Genomic DNA, 15,548 nt, shown 5'->3' with positions numbered 1-15,548 from the left:
AGAAGTAACTTACAGAAAATTAGCGGGAACGCCCGGGAGCGGCGTACAGGAGGGACGCCCCGCCCAGTGCCGCGCGCAGGGCGTGGACGAGTTCCAGGCGCGCGGAGGGTGTCAGATAACGCCCAATCTCGACACGCACCCCGCGCGCTTCGATCACGACCAGGGTGCGCATGCCGGCGTCCGGCAGGCTGACGCGGGCGTGGCTGGGGTCGAGCTGGACCGTCGAGAGCCTGGCGCCGTCCGCCTGTTCGACCAGCAGGCATCCGCGCTCCAGGCGGATGCGCTCGTGGTCGAGCGCATGGCGGCAGTAGTGCAGGAGGGCGGCGCCCACCGCCCCGGTCTCGAGCAGCGCGAAGGCAAGCACCATCCAGGCGCCGCGCCAGGTAAAGACCAGCGCGATGCCGAGCGTGGCCGCGCACAGCAGTGCGTAGACCAGCAGCGCCTGGCGCGGCGTCATCGAGCAGTTACGCTTCATCAGCCATTCGGCCGGTGCACGGTCCATGGTCGTCGCTGTCGTGTTGTACATACCGGTGTGTACGAGTTTGCCACAGCCAGGAAAAAGGCATCGCCCGGACGGGGAAAACCGTCGCATATCTGTTACCATACCGCCCCCTCCATTGATAAGTTTCCTATGGCGCTCGCATGCGGCCTTGATTTCGGCACCTCCAATTCCACCGTCGGCTGGCTCCCCGGCGCCAGCTTCCAGCCAGGCGGCGGCAGCCTGCTGGCGCTGGAAGACGGCAAGACGACCCTGCCCTCGGTCGTGTTCTTCAACGCCGACGACGAACAGGTGACGTATGGCCGCGCCGCGCTGGCCGAGTACCTGGAAGGCTACGAGGGCCGCCTGATGCGCTCCCTGAAGAGCCTGCTAGGCACCAGCCTGATCGACGGCCAGACCGAAGTCGCGGGGCGTGCGCTGCCGTTCAAGGCCCTGCTGGGGCAGTTCATCGGCGAGGTCAAGCGCCGCGCCGAACGCCAGGCCGGCCGTCCATTCGACAGTGCCGTGTTCGGCCGCCCGGTGTTCTTCATCGACGACGACGTGGAAGCCGACCGGCGCGCCCAGGACACCCTGGAGGAGGTGGCGCGCTCCGTGGGCTTCCGCGAGATCTCGTTCCAATACGAGCCGATCGCCGCCGCCTTCGACTACGAATCCCAGATCGACCGCGAGGAACTGGTCCTGATCGCCGACATCGGCGGCGGAACTTCCGATTTCTCGCTGGTGCGCCTCGGTCCCCAGCGTGCCGGACGCATCGAGCGGCGCGACGACATCCTCGCCAACGGCGGCGTGCACATCGGCGGGACCGACTTCGACAAGTACCTGAGCCTGGCAAGCGTGATGCCGCTGCTCGGCTACGGCAGCAGCCTGCTGTCCGGCGCCGCCATCCCGTCCAGCTACTATTTCAACCTGGCGACCTGGCACACCATCAACCAGGCGTATACGCGCAAGAGCGTCGCCCAGCTGGCCGACCTGGTGCGCGACGCCGCCGAGCCGGCCAAGCTGGTGCGCCTGCAGAAGCTGATCGACGAGCGCGCCGGCCACTGGCTGGCGATCCAGGTCGAGGCGGCCAAGATCGGGCTGTCCGGCAGCCCGGTATTCACACTGGCCCTCGATCGCCTGGCGCCAGCGGAAACCCTGAGCGTCACCCGCGAGGGCTTCGAGGCCGCCATCGGCCAGCTGGTCGACAGCGTCGGCGCCACGGTGCTGCGCCTGTTCTCGGAGGCCGGCGTGGAAGCGGGTGCGGTGGACACGGTCTTCTTTACCGGTGGCTCGAGCGGCGTGTCGCTGCTGCGCGAACGGATCGCTGCGCTGGTGCCGGGTGCGCGCAAGGTCGAGGGCGACCTGTTCGGCAGCATCGGCGCGGGCCTCGCGCTCGATGCGCTGCGCAAGTTCGGATAAGCTGATAGATACTGAGGACGCAAGATGAGTGTGTTTGAACGCCCGATCGTGATGCTCGACTTCGAGACCACCGGCCTGTCGCCCGAGATGGGCGACCGCATCACCGAAGTGGCGGCGCTGCGCATCGTCGGTGGCGAGATCCGCGAGCGCTATGTCTCGCTGGTGAACTGCGGCGTGCGCATCCCTTCGTTCATCACCCAGCTCACCGGGATCACCCAGGAAATGGTGGACAGTGCACCGCCGAACCAGAGGGTGGTGGCCGAGCTGCTCGACTTCATCGGCGGCGACACGCTGTCGGCCCATAACGCCAGTTTCGACGAGAAGTTCCTGAAGGCCGAAGGCTGGCGCATCGGCCGCCCGACCGGGCACTGCGGCCTGGTGTGTTCGCTCAAGCTGGCGCGCCGCCTGTTCCCCGGACTGCCCAGCTACAAGCTCGGGAACCTCTCGAACCGCCTCGGCATCGCGTTCAAGGGCGCGGCCCACCGGGCCGAGGCCGACGCCGAAGTGGCGGCCCACGTGCTGCTGCACGCGGCGCGCCACCTCGGCACGGCGCACGGACTGGCGCAGGTGGCGCCGGACCTGCTGGTTTCGGTGAACAAGCTGGCCGCTGCCAAGGTGCCGGTCTTCCTCGAGAAATACGCCAGCCTCGAGCGCGAGCGCGGCGCCGCTTGAAGCAGCGGCGCAACAGCGCACGCGCGACAGGCGCTGTCCTAATACCACATCCTTGCACGCATGTGACGTCCCGACGATTGTGCGGACGCAAACCACGCGCGCGACGCTATCCTTAAAATTTTAACAACGGCGGGGGCTTCTCCATCCCGCCGATGTTGAACGGCGCCGAGGGCCGCAAGGGGGTAGTGATGAACCGTCAGAACGCCGCCCGCGAGGGACACGAAGTCTTCCAGTGGTTCCTGCCCGCCGCCGAACGCGGCGATCCCTACGCACAGTTCAACCTCGGCCTGCTCTACAAGCACGGCGAGGCCGTCGAGCGCGACGACGTGCGCGCGCTCGAATGGATGCAGCGCGCCGCCCGCCAGGGCCTGGCCACCGCGCAGAACCACCTGGGCGCCATGTACTGCAACGGCCGCGGCGCGGCGCGCAGCGACGAACTGGCCGCGCTCTGGTTCGGCCGCGCCGCCGCGCAGGGCGATCCGGCAGCCCAGCAGAACCTCGGGCAGCTCTACCGCAAGGGGCGCGGCGTCCAGCAGTCGCACGAGGTCGCCTTCGGCTGGTTCTACCGCGCCGCCGAGCAGGGCCTCGCCAGTGCCCAGAACCTGCTGGGCGAATGCTACCTGCAGGGACTGGGGGCCCCGGTCAGTCATCCGCTGGCGATGGCCTGGTTCCGCAAGGCCGCGCGCCAGGGGCACGGGCAGGCCCAGCTCAACCTCGCGCTGATGTACCGCCGCGGCGACGGCGTCGAGGCCGACGACGCCCAGGCCGTGTGCTGGTTCCGCGAGGCGGCGGCGCAGGGCATCACGATGGCGCAACGTTTCCTCGGCCTGGCCTACGCCCACGGGCATGGCGTGCCGAGAGACCCTGCCCGTGCCATCGCCTGGCTCGAACGGGCCGCCGCCCAGGACGACGCCGAGGCCCACTATGGGCTCGGTACGCTGCTGGCGGCCGGCCACGGCTCCGGCGGCGACGAGCGGGCGCTGGAATGCTTCCTCCGGGCGGCCGCGCGCGGGCACGTGCAGGCGCAGTACTGTGCCGGCGTCATGTATGCCGCCGGGCGCGGCAGCTGCCGGGATGCGGGCCGCGCGCTCGAGTACTACCTGCGCGCCGCCGAGCAGGGCGCGGCGAATGCCCAGTTCAGCCTCGGGGTCATGTATGCCAAGGGCGACGGCGTGCCGCGCGACGAAGCGCGCGCCGCCGAATGGTACCGGCGTGCGGCCCAGCAGGGCGACGCCAGCGCCCAGAACAACCTCGGCGTCCTGTACGCCAACGGCCAGGGCGTGCCGCACGACGACACCCTCGCCACCTATTGGTACCGGCAGGCCGCGGAGCAGGGCCATGCGCTGGCCCAGTACAACCTGGGCGGCATGGTCAACAGCGGGCGCGGCGTGGAGCGCGACCCCCTGCGGGCCTATATGTGGATGCTGCTGGCCGCCGGCGCGGGCCAGGAAAACCGCCGCTCGCGCGGCAGTGTCGCGGGCCGCTTGGCCGGCACCGGTGGAACCTGGGCGCGTGCGCTGGCCTCCCGCGTCCGGGCTGCGCGCCGCCAGCAGCGCGGCATGGCTTCCACGCGCCAGGGTAGCGTTCGCCAGGGCTCGCCCAGCCAGGGCTTGCCGCGCCAATAGGCGCGGTAGGCTGCCGGCGGTGCTGAGTCACCGACGAGCGGTCCGCGGCATGTCGTTCCGGCCCCGTCGGTCGCATATCCGAGCCCGGCAATTCGCGTTATGATGGCCGTCGGCGCAAGCCGACCCCCATGAATAACGCGAACATGAGAACGACATGACCCTGAGACACGCAACGCTCGTCGCCCTGCTGGCCGCGGCCTTCGGCGCCAATACGGCGCTGGCACAAAGCTGCCCGGCAAATGGCCCTTCGCTGACCTACCCGGTTTCCAAGAAGGTCGACCATACCGACAACTACCACGGCACCACGGTGGCCGATCCCTACCGCTGGCTCGAGGACGCGAACAGCCTTGAAACCAAGGAATGGGTGACCGCCCAGAACAAGGTGACCCAGGCCTACCTGGCGCAGATCCCGCAGCGCGCGGCGATCCGCGAGCGCCTGACGAAGTTGTGGAACTACGAGCGCTACAGCGTGCCGGGCAAGGAGGGCGGCCGCTACTTCTATTCGCGCAACGACGGCCTGCAGAACCAGTCTGTCCTGTACACCCAGAAAAGCCTGACGGACAGCCCCCGCGTGCTGCTCGACCCCAACACCATGTCCAGCGACGGCACCGTCGCCCTGGCCGGCGCCGCCGTCAGCCCGGACGGCAAGCTGCTGGCCTACAGCACCGCGGCCTCGGGCTCGGACTGGAACGAGATCCGCGTACGCGACATCGAGACCGGCAAGGACCTCGACGACCATGTCAAGTGGGTCAAGTTCTCCAGCACCGCCTGGACCAAGGACGGCAAGGGCTTCTTCTACAGCCGCTACGACGAGCCGAAGGAAGCGACCAAGCTGGCCGACGTGAACTACTTCCAGAAGCTCTACTTCCACCGCATCGGTACGCCGCAAAGCGCCGACACCCTGGTCTACGACCGCCCGGACCAGAAGGAATGGGGCTTCGGCGGCAGCACCACCGATGACGGCCGCTACCTGATCATCACGACGACCAAGGGTACGGCGCCGAAGTACCGCGTGTCCTACAAGGACCTGTCCAAGCCCGATTCGAAGGTGGTCGACCTGATCGACAACTTCGACGCCGGCTACGACTTCATCGACAACATCGGCAGCGTCTTCTACTTCAGCACCGACCGCAAGGCGCCGCGCAAGCGCATCGTCGCGATCGACGTGAACAATCCGGCGGAAAGCAACTGGAAAGAGATCGTGGCCGAAAGCGCCGACACCCTGGCCGGCGCCGACATCATCAACAACCAGCTCGTGCTCGAATACCTGAAGGATGCACGCAGCGTCGTGCGCGTGCATGACCTCAAGGGCAAGCTGGTACGCGAAGTGAAGCTGCCGGGCATCGGCACCGTGGGCGGCCTGTCGGGCAAGCGGGGCGAGACCGAGACCTTCTATTCGTTCGCCGGCTTCACCACCCCGACCACGATCTACCGCCTGAACCTCAAGACCGGCCAGAGCACCGTGTTCAGACAGCCGAAGGTCGACTTCAACCCGCTTGATTACGAGACCCGCCAGCAGTTCTTCACCAGCAAGGACGGCACCAGGGTCCCGATGTTCATCGTCTCGAAGAAGGGCCTGAAGCTGGACGGCCAGAACCCGACCTACCTGTACGGCTACGGCGGCTTCAACATTGCGATGACACCTGGCTTCTCGCCGGCCAACCTGGCCTGGATGGAGATGGGCGGCGTCTACGTGGTGGCCAACCTGCGCGGCGGCGGCGAGTACGGCGAAGCCTGGCACCAGGCCGGCACCAAGCTGCAGAAGCAGAACGTGTTCGACGACTTCATCGGCGCGGCCGAATGGCTCGTCGCCAACAAGGTGACCTCGCCGAGCAAGCTGGCGATCGGCGGCGGCTCCAACGGCGGCCTGCTGGTGGGCGCGGCGATGACCCAGCGTCCGGAGCTGTTCGGCGCGGCCATCCCGGCTGTGGGCGTAATGGACATGCTGCGCTTCCACAAGTTCACCATCGGCTGGGCCTGGACCTCGGACTACGGCTCGTCGGAGAATCCGGAAGAGTTCAAGGCCCTGGTCAAGTACTCGCCGCTGCACAACCTGAAGCCGGGCACCTGTTATCCGGCGACCATGGTGACCACGGCCGACCACGACGACCGCGTGGTGCCGGCGCACAGCTTCAAGTACGCGGCGGCGGCCCAGGCTGCGCAGGCGGGTGCGGCGCCGATCCTGATCCGCATCGAGACCAAGGCGGGCCACGGCGCGGGCAAGCCGACCACCAAGCAGATCGAGGAAGTGGCCGATCGCTGGGGCTTCCTGGTGCGTGAGCTGAAGATGGGCGAGGCGACTGCCCAGGCGGTTGGCGGCAGCAAATAAGCCATAGGCTGACCAAACGACAACGGCCGCTCGGAGCGATCCGGCGGCCGTTGCCTTTTTTGTCCGGTGGGCGGGATAATTTCGGGCAATGTCCGGAATTACAAACGCCTACGCGGTGATCGTCGCAGCACGAATAGCCGTACGGGCAGTACTACCCGGGTTTGAACGCGTGGGCAGGAAACCTGCCCATCCTACCGTTGCACGACTACCAACAGCGCCTTGGCCTCCGTCTTCCCCGCATTCCTGATTACATGGTCATGATCGGCCGGGTAGCGCGCCGTGCCTCCATGCTTGATCTTCTTCTTCTCCGTCCCCACTTCCAGCTCGATCGACCCGCTAATGACGGTCAGGTGCTCGCTGGTCCCCGGATCGTGGGCCTGGGACTTCAATTCGCCCCCCGGCGCCAGGGTCAGTTCATACCACTCGTACTTGCCCGCCAGGTCCATCGGTCCCAGGATGCGCAGCGAGTAGCCGGCGTGGGCGCCGGGCAGGGTGGGGGTCTCGTGGGCGTCCACCACGCGGATCAGGTCCACGGACCGCACCTCGGACGAGAGCAGTTCGCCGATCTCGACGCCCAGGGCATTGGCCAGGCGCCAGGTGATGGCGATGGTGGGATTGGCCTTCTCGCGCTCGATCTGGGACAGCATCGACTTCGACACTCCCGCGATCCGTGACAAATCTTCAAGGGTCAGGCCGCGCGCCAATCGCAGGCGTTGTAGCGTGGCGCCAACTTCGGGCGGGGCGTTATTTGTTAGAGTTTTGGTCATTGCCTGTTTTGAGCCTGTGTGGAGCCTGTATAGATGCCGGTGCTGGCGCCTGTACTGCGGCGATGGCTTGCCAAGTTCAGTTGCCAGGCGTAAGATTCAATATATTGAATTTTCGTTCGACATATAGAACTCAGTTTTGCACATCGAACGGATCCAACGGTACAACATCCGCCGACCAGCGGTCAAGCCGGCGCAGTCTAATCACATTTTCTGGGAGTAGGGACACATGAGCGACCAAGCATTCTATAGCGGCCTGCAATCGAAACTCGAGACGCTGCGCAGCGACGGCCTGTTCAAGCCGGAGCGCGTGATCGCCTCGCGCCAGGGTTCGGAGGTGGTGTCCCAGGACGGCCGCACGCTCATCAATATGTGTGCCAACAACTACCTGGGCCTGTCCGGCGACGAGCAGACCTCCCAGGCCGCCGCCGCGGCGCTGGAAAAATACGGCTACGGGCTGTCCTCGGTGCGCTTCATCTGCGGCACCCAGACCGTGCACAAGGAACTGGAGCAGAAGCTGTCCGAATTCCTCGGCACCGAGGACACCATCCTGTACGCCGCCGCCTTCGACGCCAACGGCGGCGTGTTCGAGCCGCTGTTCGACGAGAACGACGCCATCATCTCGGACGCCCTGAACCACGCCTCGATCATCGACGGCGTCCGCCTGTGCAAGGCCGCGCGCTACCGCTACGCCAACAACGACATGCTTGATCTGGAAAAGCAGCTGGTCGCCGCTACCGAAGCGGGCAAGCGCCACAAGATCATCGTCACCGACGGCGTGTTCTCGATGGACGGCACCATCGCCCAGCTGGATAGAATCGTCGAGCTGGCCGAGAAATACGGCGCCCTGACCATGATCGACGAATCGCATGCCTCGGGTTTCATGGGCAAGACCGGCCGCGGGACGCATGAACATTGCGGCGTCATCGGCAAGATCGACATCATCACCGGCACCCTTGGCAAGGCCCTGGGCGGCGCGATGGGCGGCTTCACCTCGGGCCGCAAGGAAGTCATCGAAACCCTGCGCCAGAAGTCGCGCCCCTACCTGTTCTCGAACACCCTGGCGCCGATGATCGCCGGCGCTTCCCTAGCGGTGCTGGAGCGCATCTCGAAGTCGACCGAACTGCGCGACCGCCTGATGGATAACACCGCATACTTCCGCAAGGAGATCGAGCGCATCGGCTTCACCATCAAGCCGGGCACCCATCCGGTGGTGCCGGTCATGCTGTTCGACGCGCCGGTCGCACAGAAATTCGCGGCCCGCATGTTCGAGCTGGGCGTGCTGCTGTCGGGTTTCTTCTACCCGGTGGTGCCGATGGGCCAGGCGCGTGTGCGCGTCCAGCTGTCGGCGGCGCACACCCGCGAACAGCTCGACAAGGTGTTGGCCGCCTTCGAGCAGGCTGGCCGCGAGCTGGGCATCCTGAAGAGCGCGCGGTAAAACCGCGCGCAGTAATAGGCGCAGTAATACCAATAACAAGATAGAACGGAACACACATGGAACGCATCCTCATCATCGGCGCGAACGGCCAGATCGGCAGCGAACTGGTCACCGCCCTGGCCGAACAGCACGGCCCGGACAGGGTGATCGCATCGGACATCGGCGGCACCAACGTCTACGGCGCGGCGCGCTACACCCAGCTCGACGTGCTGGACCGCGAGCGCCTGGCCGCGCTGATCGACAGCGAAGGCGTCACGCAGGTCTACCAGCTGGCGGCGCTGCTGTCGGCCACCGGCGAAAAGGCGCCGCTGAAGGCATGGACGCTGAACATGGATGGCCTGCTCAACATCCTGGAAGTCGCGCGCGAACGTGGCGAGGCGGGCAAGCCGCTGAAGGTGTTCTGGCCTTCGTCGATCGCCGCCTTCGGCCCGAACACGCCGGCCGAGTCGACCCCGCAGTACACGGTCATGGACCCGACCACGATCTACGGCATCAGCAAGCTGGCCGGCGAGCGCCTGTGCGAGTACTACCACAGCAAGTACGGCGTGGACGTGCGCAGCATCCGCTACCCCGGCATCATCAGCTTCAAGTCGCCTCCGGGCGGCGGCACCACCGACTATGCCATCGCGATCTTCCATTCGGCGCTCAAGGGCGAGACCTATGAGTGCTTCCTGGGCCCGGAAACCACGCTGCCGATGATCTACATGCCGGACGCGATCCGCGCCACGATCGAGCTGATGGAGGCCCCGAGCGAGAAGGTCGCGATCCGTTCCTCGTACAACGTGGCCGGCGTCTCCTTCAACCCGCGTGAACTGGCCGCCGCCATCAAGCGGGCCGTGCCTGGGTTCGAGATCGCCTACAAGCCGGATAGCCGCCAGCAGATCGCCGACAGCTGGCCGAAGAGCCTGGACGACGGCCGTGCGGCCGCTGACTGGGGGTGGAAGGCGCGCATCGGCGTGGAAGAGATGGTCGCCGATATGCTGAAGAACATCGACGTCGGTGTCACCGCATAAGCGGACCGGCGTTTGCAATCACCACAATAATAAAAAACTGAAGAGTCGAGACAAAAGATGGACATGAGTGTTTTTGATCTGTTCAAGATCGGTGTCGGACCGTCGAGTTCCCACACGGTAGGCCCGATGGTGGCGGCGCGCCGCTTCCTGTTGGAGTGCGGTTCGCTGGAGGAAGCGGTCGGCGTCGAGGCGCACCTGTACGGTTCGCTCGCGCTGACCGGCGTCGGCCATGCGACCGACAAGGCGGTGATCCTGGGGTTGATGGGCGAGACGCCGCAAGGCGTCGACCCGGAGTCGGTCGAGGACACGCTGGCCGAAGCCGAGATGGATGGCGTCCTGAGGCTGCTGGGCACGAAGGAAGTGCCGTTCCAGTACCGCACGGGCCTGGTGTGGCACAAGCAATCGACCCTGCCCGAGCATCCGAACGGCATGAAGTTCGTGCTCAAGCTGGCGGACGGCAGCATCGTCGAGCGCATCTACTACTCGGTTGGCGGCGGCTTCATCACCGCGGCTGGCGAAAGCCAGCACCGCGCGGCGGAACCGTCCGCGCTGCAGGTGCCTTTCCCGTTCAGCACCATGAGCGAGCTGCTGGCCCTGGGCCGCGAGCACGGCCTGTCGATTCCCCACATGCTGCGCGCGAACGAACTGGCGCGCATGAGCGAGGCCGAGCTGGACGCGGGCCTGGACCGCATCTGGCAGGTCATGCGCGATTGCATCGCCCACGGCCTCGTCACCGAAGGCCAGCTGCCGGGCGGCCTGAACGTCAAGCGCCGCGCCGCGAAGCTGTGGAAGCAGGCGCACTGTACGGAGGGCAAGCGCGTCAACGAACTGCCGCATGATGCGACGCACCACGTGACCCTGTACGCGATGGCCGTCAACGAAGAGAACGCCGCAGGCGGCCGTGTCGTCACCGCGCCGACCAACGGCGCGGCCGGCATCATCCCGGCAGTGCTGCGCTACTACGCCGAAGACTGCCGCCCGAGCGATCCGGCCAAGGGCATCCGCGACTTCCTGCTCACCTCCGCCGCCATCGGCATGCTGTGCAAGAAGAACGCGTCGATTTCGGGCGCGGAGGTCGGCTGCCAGGGCGAGGTCGGCGTGGCCTGCGCGATGGCGGCGGCCGGTCTGGTGGCCGCACTCGGCGGCTCCAACGAGCGCATCGAGAACGCGGCCGAGATCGGCATCGAGCACCACCTCGGCATGACCTGCGATCCGATCGGCGGGCTGGTGCAGATCCCCTGCATCGAGCGCAACGGCATGGGCGCGATCAAGGCGATCACCGCGGCATCGCTGGCCATGAAAGGCGACGGCACCCACTTCGTCAGCCTCGACAACGTGATCGAGACCATGCGGCAGACGGGGGCGGACATGCAGGTGAAATACAAGGAGACCTCGCTCGGCGGCCTCGCCGTGCACGTGGTGACGGTGAACCACGCGGCGTGCTGACCTGAGCGTCAAACCGGGGTGGGGTGCCGGCGGCACCGCATCCCGGTTCCGCATCGCAGCCCCCCGCTTTTTTTGCACCACAGCATACAATCCGATTCGGGCGCTATAATAAAAGTTCAACTTTGGCCCCAACCGGATCCCTACCCGTATGCATTACGTCTCCACCCGCGCAACCAGCGCGTCCGCAGCACGCAATCCCCAGCGCTTTTCCGACATCCTGCTCGCGGGCCTCGCCCCGGACGGCGGCCTGTACCTGCCCGCCGAATACCCGCAGGTCAGCAGTGAGGAGCTGAACGCCTGGCGCAAGCTCTCCTACGCCGAACTCGCCTACGAAATCCTGCGCAAGTTCGCCACCGACATCCCGGACGAAGACCTGCGCGCCCTGACCGCGAAGACCTATACTCCCGAGGTCTACCGCAACGCCCGCGCCGACGAGTCGAGCGCCGACATCACCCCGCTGCGCGTCCTCGAAGATGGCGAAGGGGGCAAGCTGGTCCTGCAGGCCCTGTCGAACGGCCCGACCCTGGCCTTCAAGGACATGGCGATGCAACTGCTCGGCAACCTGTTCGAGTATGCGCTGGCCAGGAACAACGATGAACTGAACATCTTCGGCGCCACCTCGGGCGACACCGGCAGCGCCGCCGAATACGCGATGCGCGGCAAGCGCGGCGTGCGCGTGTTCATGCTGTCCCCCCACAAGAAGATGAGCGCCTTCCAGACCGCCCAGATGTTCAGCCTGCAGGACCCGAACATCTTCAACATCGCCGTCGAAGGCGTGTTCGACGACTGCCAGGACATGGTCAAGGCCGTCTCCAACGACCTGTCCTTCAAGGCGCGCCACAAGATCGGCACCGTCAACTCGATCAACTGGGCGCGCGTCGTGGCCCAGGTGGTGTACTACTTCCGCGGTTACCTGCTTGCTACCACCAGTAACGACCAGAAGGTGTCCTTCACCGTCCCGTCGGGGAACTTCGGCAATATCTGCGCCGGCCACATCGCGCGCATGATGGGCCTGCCGATCGACAAGCTGGTGGCCGCCACCAACGAGAACGACGTGCTCGACGAATTCTTCCGCACCGGCGTGTACCGCGTGCGTAAACCTGCCGAGACCTACCACACCAGCAGCCCCTCGATGGACATTTCGAAAGCCTCGAACTTCGAGCGCTTCGTCTACGAACTGGTGGGCCGCGATGCGGAGCGCACCCATGCGCTGTTCCGCAAGGTCGACACCCATGGCGGCTTCGACCTGTCGGGTGCTCCGGGCAGCGATGGCGACGAATGGAAACTGGTCGGCCAGTACGGTTTCGCGTCGGGCAAGTCGACCCACGCCGACCGGCTTGCGACCATCCGCGACGTGGCCGACGACTACGGCATCACGATCGACACCCACACCGCCGACGGCATCAAGGTCGCCCGCGAGCACATGCAGCCGGGCGTGCCGATGATCGTGCTGGAAACCGCGCTGGCGGCGAAATTCAACGAGACCATCCTGGAAGCCCTGGGCCAGGATGCCGAGCGCCCGGCCGGCTTCGAGGACATCGAATCGCTCCCGCAGCGCTTCGTCGTCATGCAGCCAAGCGTGGATGCCATGAAGTCCTACATCGCTCAGCATACGGGGCTGTGAGATGAAGCCGCCCATGCTGTCCGTGCGCGAGGCCCTCGGCCAGCTGCTCGATGCGGTGCGGCCGGTGCTCGGCAGCGAGACCGTGCCGACCCTCGAGTCCAACGGCCGGGTGCTGGCCGAAGACCTGCACGCGACCATCGATGTGCCTTCGGCCGACAACACCCAGATGGATGGCTATGCTGTGCGCGCGGCAGACTGCGAAAGCGGCAGCGCCACCCTGCGCGTGACCCAGCGCATCCCCGCCGGCAGCGTCGGCGAGCCGCTCGAGGCGGGCACGGCTGCCCGCATCTTCACCGGCGCCCTGATCCCACCCGGGGCCGATGCCGTCGTGATGCAGGAGCAGTGCGAGGCGATCGGCGATAGCGTCACGGTGCGCCATGCGCCGCGCGCCGGGGAATGGATTCGCCGTATCGGCGAGGATGTCTCTGCTGGCTCGGTCATCCTGCCGGCCGGCACCCGCCTGCGCAGCCAGGAACTGGGACTGGCCGCGTCGGTGGGCCTGGCCAGCCTGAAGGTAGCGCGCCGGGTGCGCGTCGCGGTCTTCTTCACCGGCGACGAACTGGCCATGCCGGGCGAGCCGCTGGCGCCCGGCGCCATCTACAATTCGAACCGCTTCACGTTGCGCGGCCTGCTCGAGAACTTCGGCTGCGAATTCACCGACTACGGCATCGTGCCGGATTCGCTGGAAGCAACCCGCGAAACGCTCCGCAAGGCAGCGCAAGCACACGACCTGATCATCACTTCGGGCGGCGTGTCGGTGGGCGAAGAAGACCATATCAAGCCGGCGGTCGAAGCGGAAGGGCGCCTGGACATGTGGCAGATCGCCGTCAAGCCCGGAAAGCCGCTGGCATTCGGCGAGGTGCGAAGAGAAGAAGGCGCTTGCTTCTTCATTGGCCTGCCGGGCAACCCGGTGTCGAGCTTCATCACCTTCCTGCTGTTCGTGCGGCCCTTCCTGCTGCGCCTGCAGGGCGTGAGTGGACCGGTGGAGCCGCGCGGCTACACCATGCGCGCCGACTTCACGCTGGCGAAGGGCGACCGCCGCAACGAATTCCTGCGCGTACGCGTGAACGCGGCCGGTGGGCTCGACCTGTTCCCCAACCAGGGCTCGGGCGTGCTGACCTCGACCGTCTGGGGCGACGGGCTGGTGGACAATCCGCCGGGCCAGACGATTGCCGAGGGCGACCTGGTGCGCTTCATCCCGTTCGCCGAACTGCAGCATTAGAATGCACATGAAAATCACATTGAAGTATTTTGCGTCGGTACGCGAGAAGCTGGGCGCCAGCCAGGAGAGCCTGGAACTGCCGGAGGGCGTGGCGACGGTCGGCGGGGTACGCGAGCTGCTCGCCGCGCGTGGCGGATCATGGGCCGAGGCACTGGGCCATGACCGTGCGGTGCGCATGGCGCACCAGCAGGTGATGTGCGGTCCGGACACGCCCGTGCTGGACGGTGCCGAAGTGGCGTTCTTCCCGCCCGTGACGGGCGGGTAGGCTGGTCGGCTAGCGTGATCTGGTCCACTGGACCAGATCACCCCTACGAACAGCGACTAGATCATCGCGATCGACTGCTCCGCCAGTTCCATCAGCCTGGCGCAGTTGGCACTGCGCTCGGCATACTCGCGCCATGCATTGGTGCGCGCCACCGCCTGCCACTTGCGCAGCGTTTCCGCATTCAGGTCGACGATCTGGGCGCCGCTCTTCGCATACACCGAGGCCACCGCCGCATCGTCGGCGCGCGCGGCCTTGAGCGCGAAACCTTCCAGTTCGGCGCCCACGGCCATTACCGCGGCCTGCTGCTCCTTGGTGAGGCGGTCGAACACGGTGCGCGACATCATCAGCGGCTCGAACATGAACCAGTAGGCGCCGCCGCGTGCCGTGGTCAGGGCGCGCGTCGATCCCTGCAGGCGGAACGAGATCAGCGAGGTCGACGAGGTCAATGCCGCATCGAGCCTGCCGTCACGCATCGCGGCCGCGATGTCGGTGGACGGCATGCTGGCCACCGTGGCGCCGGCATCGAGCAGCAGGCGGTCCATTTCGGGCGAGCCGCCGCGCACCTTGAGGCCGGCCACGTCTTCCGGATGCACGATCGGCTTGCCGCGCGAAGCGACGCCGCCGGCCTGCCAGATCCAGCTGACCACCACCAGGCCCTGTTCGTTCAGGATGCGGGTCAGCTCGCGGCCGACCGGCGCATTCTTCCACGCATAGCCCTGCTGGTACGAGGTGACCAGGCCTGGCATCAGGCCGATGTTGGCCTCGGGCGCCTCGGCGCCGGCGTAGGACAGCGGCACCAGGGCCATGTCCAGGCCGCCGCTGCGCAGCGCGCCGATCTGGGCGTTGGGGGCCATCAGGCTGGCGGCCGGATGGATCGAGAACTTCAGGCCGCCGCGGGTGCGCCGTTCGACGCTGGCCGCGAACATGCGGCACAGGCGGTCACGGAAATCGCCTTCGGCAAGACTGGCGCGCGGGAACTGGTGCGAGATTTTCAGGTTGTTTGGCTGCGCCCATGCGGACTGCATCCAGAATGGACTGGACGCGATTGCGCCCAGCATCGTTCTACGGGTCATTGCTGCCCTTGTCATTACCGACATACACATCCTCCAAGATGTTGAAACGGAGCCTAGACGAATCGTGGCCGACCTCGTCGAGCGGGCGCCATCGTTCGTTATAGCGTGTACAAGAATATTCCTGTTACATGTATTGTCAAGCAGAATCTTATGGATATGACAAATGCATGCATATCCCAG

13 protein-coding genes are annotated in these 15,548 nt (G+C 66.3%); 10 read left to right on the top strand and 3 right to left on the bottom strand.

What is annotated here, in order from left to right; genetic code table 11:
• Window positions 1-19: 19 nt before the first annotated feature.
• Window positions 20-502, bottom strand: a complete 483-nt coding sequence (locus MA09_RS09005; RefSeq protein WP_036247517.1) for a DUF2244 domain-containing protein — start codon at window positions 500-502, stop codon at window positions 20-22.
• 129 nt (window positions 503-631) lie between these two features.
• Here MA09_RS09005 and MA09_RS09000 point away from each other — a divergent pair, with 129 nt between their 5' ends.
• The 4 genes from MA09_RS09000 (at window position 632) to MA09_RS08985 (ending at window position 6,523) form a co-directional block, all read left to right on the top strand.
• Window positions 632-1,897 (top strand): Hsp70 family protein, encoded by a 1,266-nt coding sequence (locus tag MA09_RS09000; protein WP_036247036.1) that lies wholly within the window; start codon window positions 632-634, stop codon window positions 1,895-1,897.
• 24 nt (window positions 1,898-1,921) lie between these two features.
• Window positions 1,922-2,569, top strand: a complete 648-nt coding sequence (locus MA09_RS08995; RefSeq protein WP_200883047.1) for a PolC-type DNA polymerase III — start codon at window positions 1,922-1,924, stop codon at window positions 2,567-2,569.
• Window positions 2,570-2,757: 188 nt separating this feature from the next.
• Window positions 2,758-4,194 carry a tetratricopeptide repeat protein gene (locus MA09_RS08990; RefSeq protein WP_081897525.1) on the top strand — a complete coding sequence of 479 codons (1,437 nt, stop codon included), beginning with the start codon at window positions 2,758-2,760 and terminating at the stop codon, window positions 4,192-4,194.
• Between the two features lie 154 nt (window positions 4,195-4,348).
• The gene (locus MA09_RS08985) at window positions 4,349-6,523 is read left to right on the top strand and encodes a prolyl oligopeptidase family protein (RefSeq protein WP_081897505.1); all 2,175 of its coding nucleotides are present in this window, start codon (window positions 4,349-4,351) and stop codon (window positions 6,521-6,523) included.
• Window positions 6,524-6,714: 191 nt separating this feature from the next.
• Here the strand turns inward: MA09_RS08985 and MA09_RS08980 are convergent, their stop codons facing one another.
• Complete coding sequence (locus tag MA09_RS08980) at window positions 6,715-7,290, bottom strand: helix-turn-helix domain-containing protein (protein ID WP_036247034.1); 576 nt, start codon at window positions 7,288-7,290, stop codon at window positions 6,715-6,717.
• Between the two features lie 226 nt (window positions 7,291-7,516).
• Here MA09_RS08980 and MA09_RS08975 point away from each other — a divergent pair, with 226 nt between their 5' ends.
• The 6 genes from MA09_RS08975 to moaD all read left to right on the top strand — a co-directional run bounded on the left by MA09_RS08975 (window position 7,517) and on the right by moaD (window position 14,295).
• A complete protein-coding gene (locus tag MA09_RS08975) occupies window positions 7,517-8,725 on the top strand; it encodes a glycine C-acetyltransferase (RefSeq protein ID WP_036247032.1) in 1,209 nt (402 codons plus the stop codon).
• Window positions 8,726-8,781: 56 nt separating this feature from the next.
• The gene (locus MA09_RS08970; RefSeq protein ID WP_036247030.1) at window positions 8,782-9,738 is read left to right on the top strand and encodes an NAD-dependent epimerase/dehydratase family protein; all 957 of its coding nucleotides are present in this window, start codon (window positions 8,782-8,784) and stop codon (window positions 9,736-9,738) included.
• A 57-nt stretch (window positions 9,739-9,795) separates the two neighbouring features.
• Window positions 9,796-11,184 carry an L-serine ammonia-lyase gene (locus MA09_RS08965; RefSeq protein WP_036247028.1) on the top strand — a complete coding sequence of 463 codons (1,389 nt, stop codon included), beginning with the start codon at window positions 9,796-9,798 and terminating at the stop codon, window positions 11,182-11,184.
• 148 nt (window positions 11,185-11,332) lie between these two features.
• Entirely contained in the window at window positions 11,333-12,808 is a 1,476-nt protein-coding gene (gene thrC / locus MA09_RS08960; RefSeq protein WP_036247026.1) for a threonine synthase, read from the top strand.
• 1 nt (window position 12,809) lies between these two features.
• On the top strand, window positions 12,810-14,030 hold the full coding sequence (gene glp / locus MA09_RS08955) for a gephyrin-like molybdotransferase Glp (protein ID WP_036247024.1): 1,221 nt from the start codon (window positions 12,810-12,812) through the stop codon (window positions 14,028-14,030).
• A gap of 7 nt (window positions 14,031-14,037) precedes the next feature.
• On the top strand, window positions 14,038-14,295 hold the full coding sequence (gene moaD, locus MA09_RS08950) for a molybdopterin converting factor subunit 1 (RefSeq protein ID WP_036247508.1): 258 nt from the start codon (window positions 14,038-14,040) through the stop codon (window positions 14,293-14,295).
• Window positions 14,296-14,351: 56 nt separating this feature from the next.
• On the opposite strand, the gene dctP is transcribed toward moaD, so the two are convergent.
• Window positions 14,352-15,368 carry a TRAP transporter substrate-binding protein DctP gene (gene dctP / locus MA09_RS08945; protein ID WP_051933302.1) on the bottom strand — a complete coding sequence of 339 codons (1,017 nt, stop codon included), beginning with the start codon at window positions 15,366-15,368 and terminating at the stop codon, window positions 14,352-14,354.
• Window positions 15,369-15,548 lie beyond the last annotated feature (180 nt).

Origin of the sequence: Massilia sp. BSC265, assembly GCF_000740675.1 — a bacterium.
Classification (GTDB): domain Bacteria; phylum Pseudomonadota; class Gammaproteobacteria; order Burkholderiales; family Burkholderiaceae_D; genus Telluria.
The sequence above is the reverse complement of the archived record's forward strand: the minus strand, read 5'-3'. Positions and strand labels throughout refer to the sequence as shown.

Excerpts from the sequence above, each read along its gene's own strand:
- dctP (WP_051933302.1), bottom strand. The coding sequence starts at position 15,368 with ATGACCCGTAGAACGATGCTGGGCGCAATCGCGTCCAGTCCATTCTGG.
- MA09_RS08965 (WP_036247028.1), top strand. The coding sequence starts at position 9,796 with ATGGACATGAGTGTTTTTGATCTGTTCAAGATCGGTGTCGGACCGTCG.
- MA09_RS08975 (WP_036247032.1), top strand. The coding sequence starts at position 7,517 with ATGAGCGACCAAGCATTCTATAGCGGCCTGCAATCGAAACTCGAGACG.
- MA09_RS08995 (WP_200883047.1), top strand. The coding sequence starts at position 1,922 with ATGAGTGTGTTTGAACGCCCGATCGTGATGCTCGACTTCGAGACCACC.
- MA09_RS08970 (WP_036247030.1), top strand. The coding sequence starts at position 8,782 with ATGGAACGCATCCTCATCATCGGCGCGAACGGCCAGATCGGCAGCGAA.
- thrC (WP_036247026.1), top strand. The coding sequence starts at position 11,333 with ATGCATTACGTCTCCACCCGCGCAACCAGCGCGTCCGCAGCACGCAAT.
- MA09_RS08990 (WP_081897525.1), top strand. The coding sequence starts at position 2,758 with ATGAACCGTCAGAACGCCGCCCGCGAGGGACACGAAGTCTTCCAGTGG.
- MA09_RS08985 (WP_081897505.1), top strand. The coding sequence starts at position 4,349 with ATGACCCTGAGACACGCAACGCTCGTCGCCCTGCTGGCCGCGGCCTTC.
- moaD (WP_036247508.1), top strand. The coding sequence starts at position 14,038 with ATGAAAATCACATTGAAGTATTTTGCGTCGGTACGCGAGAAGCTGGGC.
- MA09_RS08980 (WP_036247034.1), bottom strand. The coding sequence starts at position 7,290 with ATGACCAAAACTCTAACAAATAACGCCCCGCCCGAAGTTGGCGCCACG.
- MA09_RS09000 (WP_036247036.1), top strand. The coding sequence starts at position 632 with ATGGCGCTCGCATGCGGCCTTGATTTCGGCACCTCCAATTCCACCGTC.
- MA09_RS09005 (WP_036247517.1), bottom strand. The coding sequence starts at position 502 with ATGGACCGTGCACCGGCCGAATGGCTGATGAAGCGTAACTGCTCGATG.
- glp (WP_036247024.1), top strand. The coding sequence starts at position 12,810 with ATGAAGCCGCCCATGCTGTCCGTGCGCGAGGCCCTCGGCCAGCTGCTC.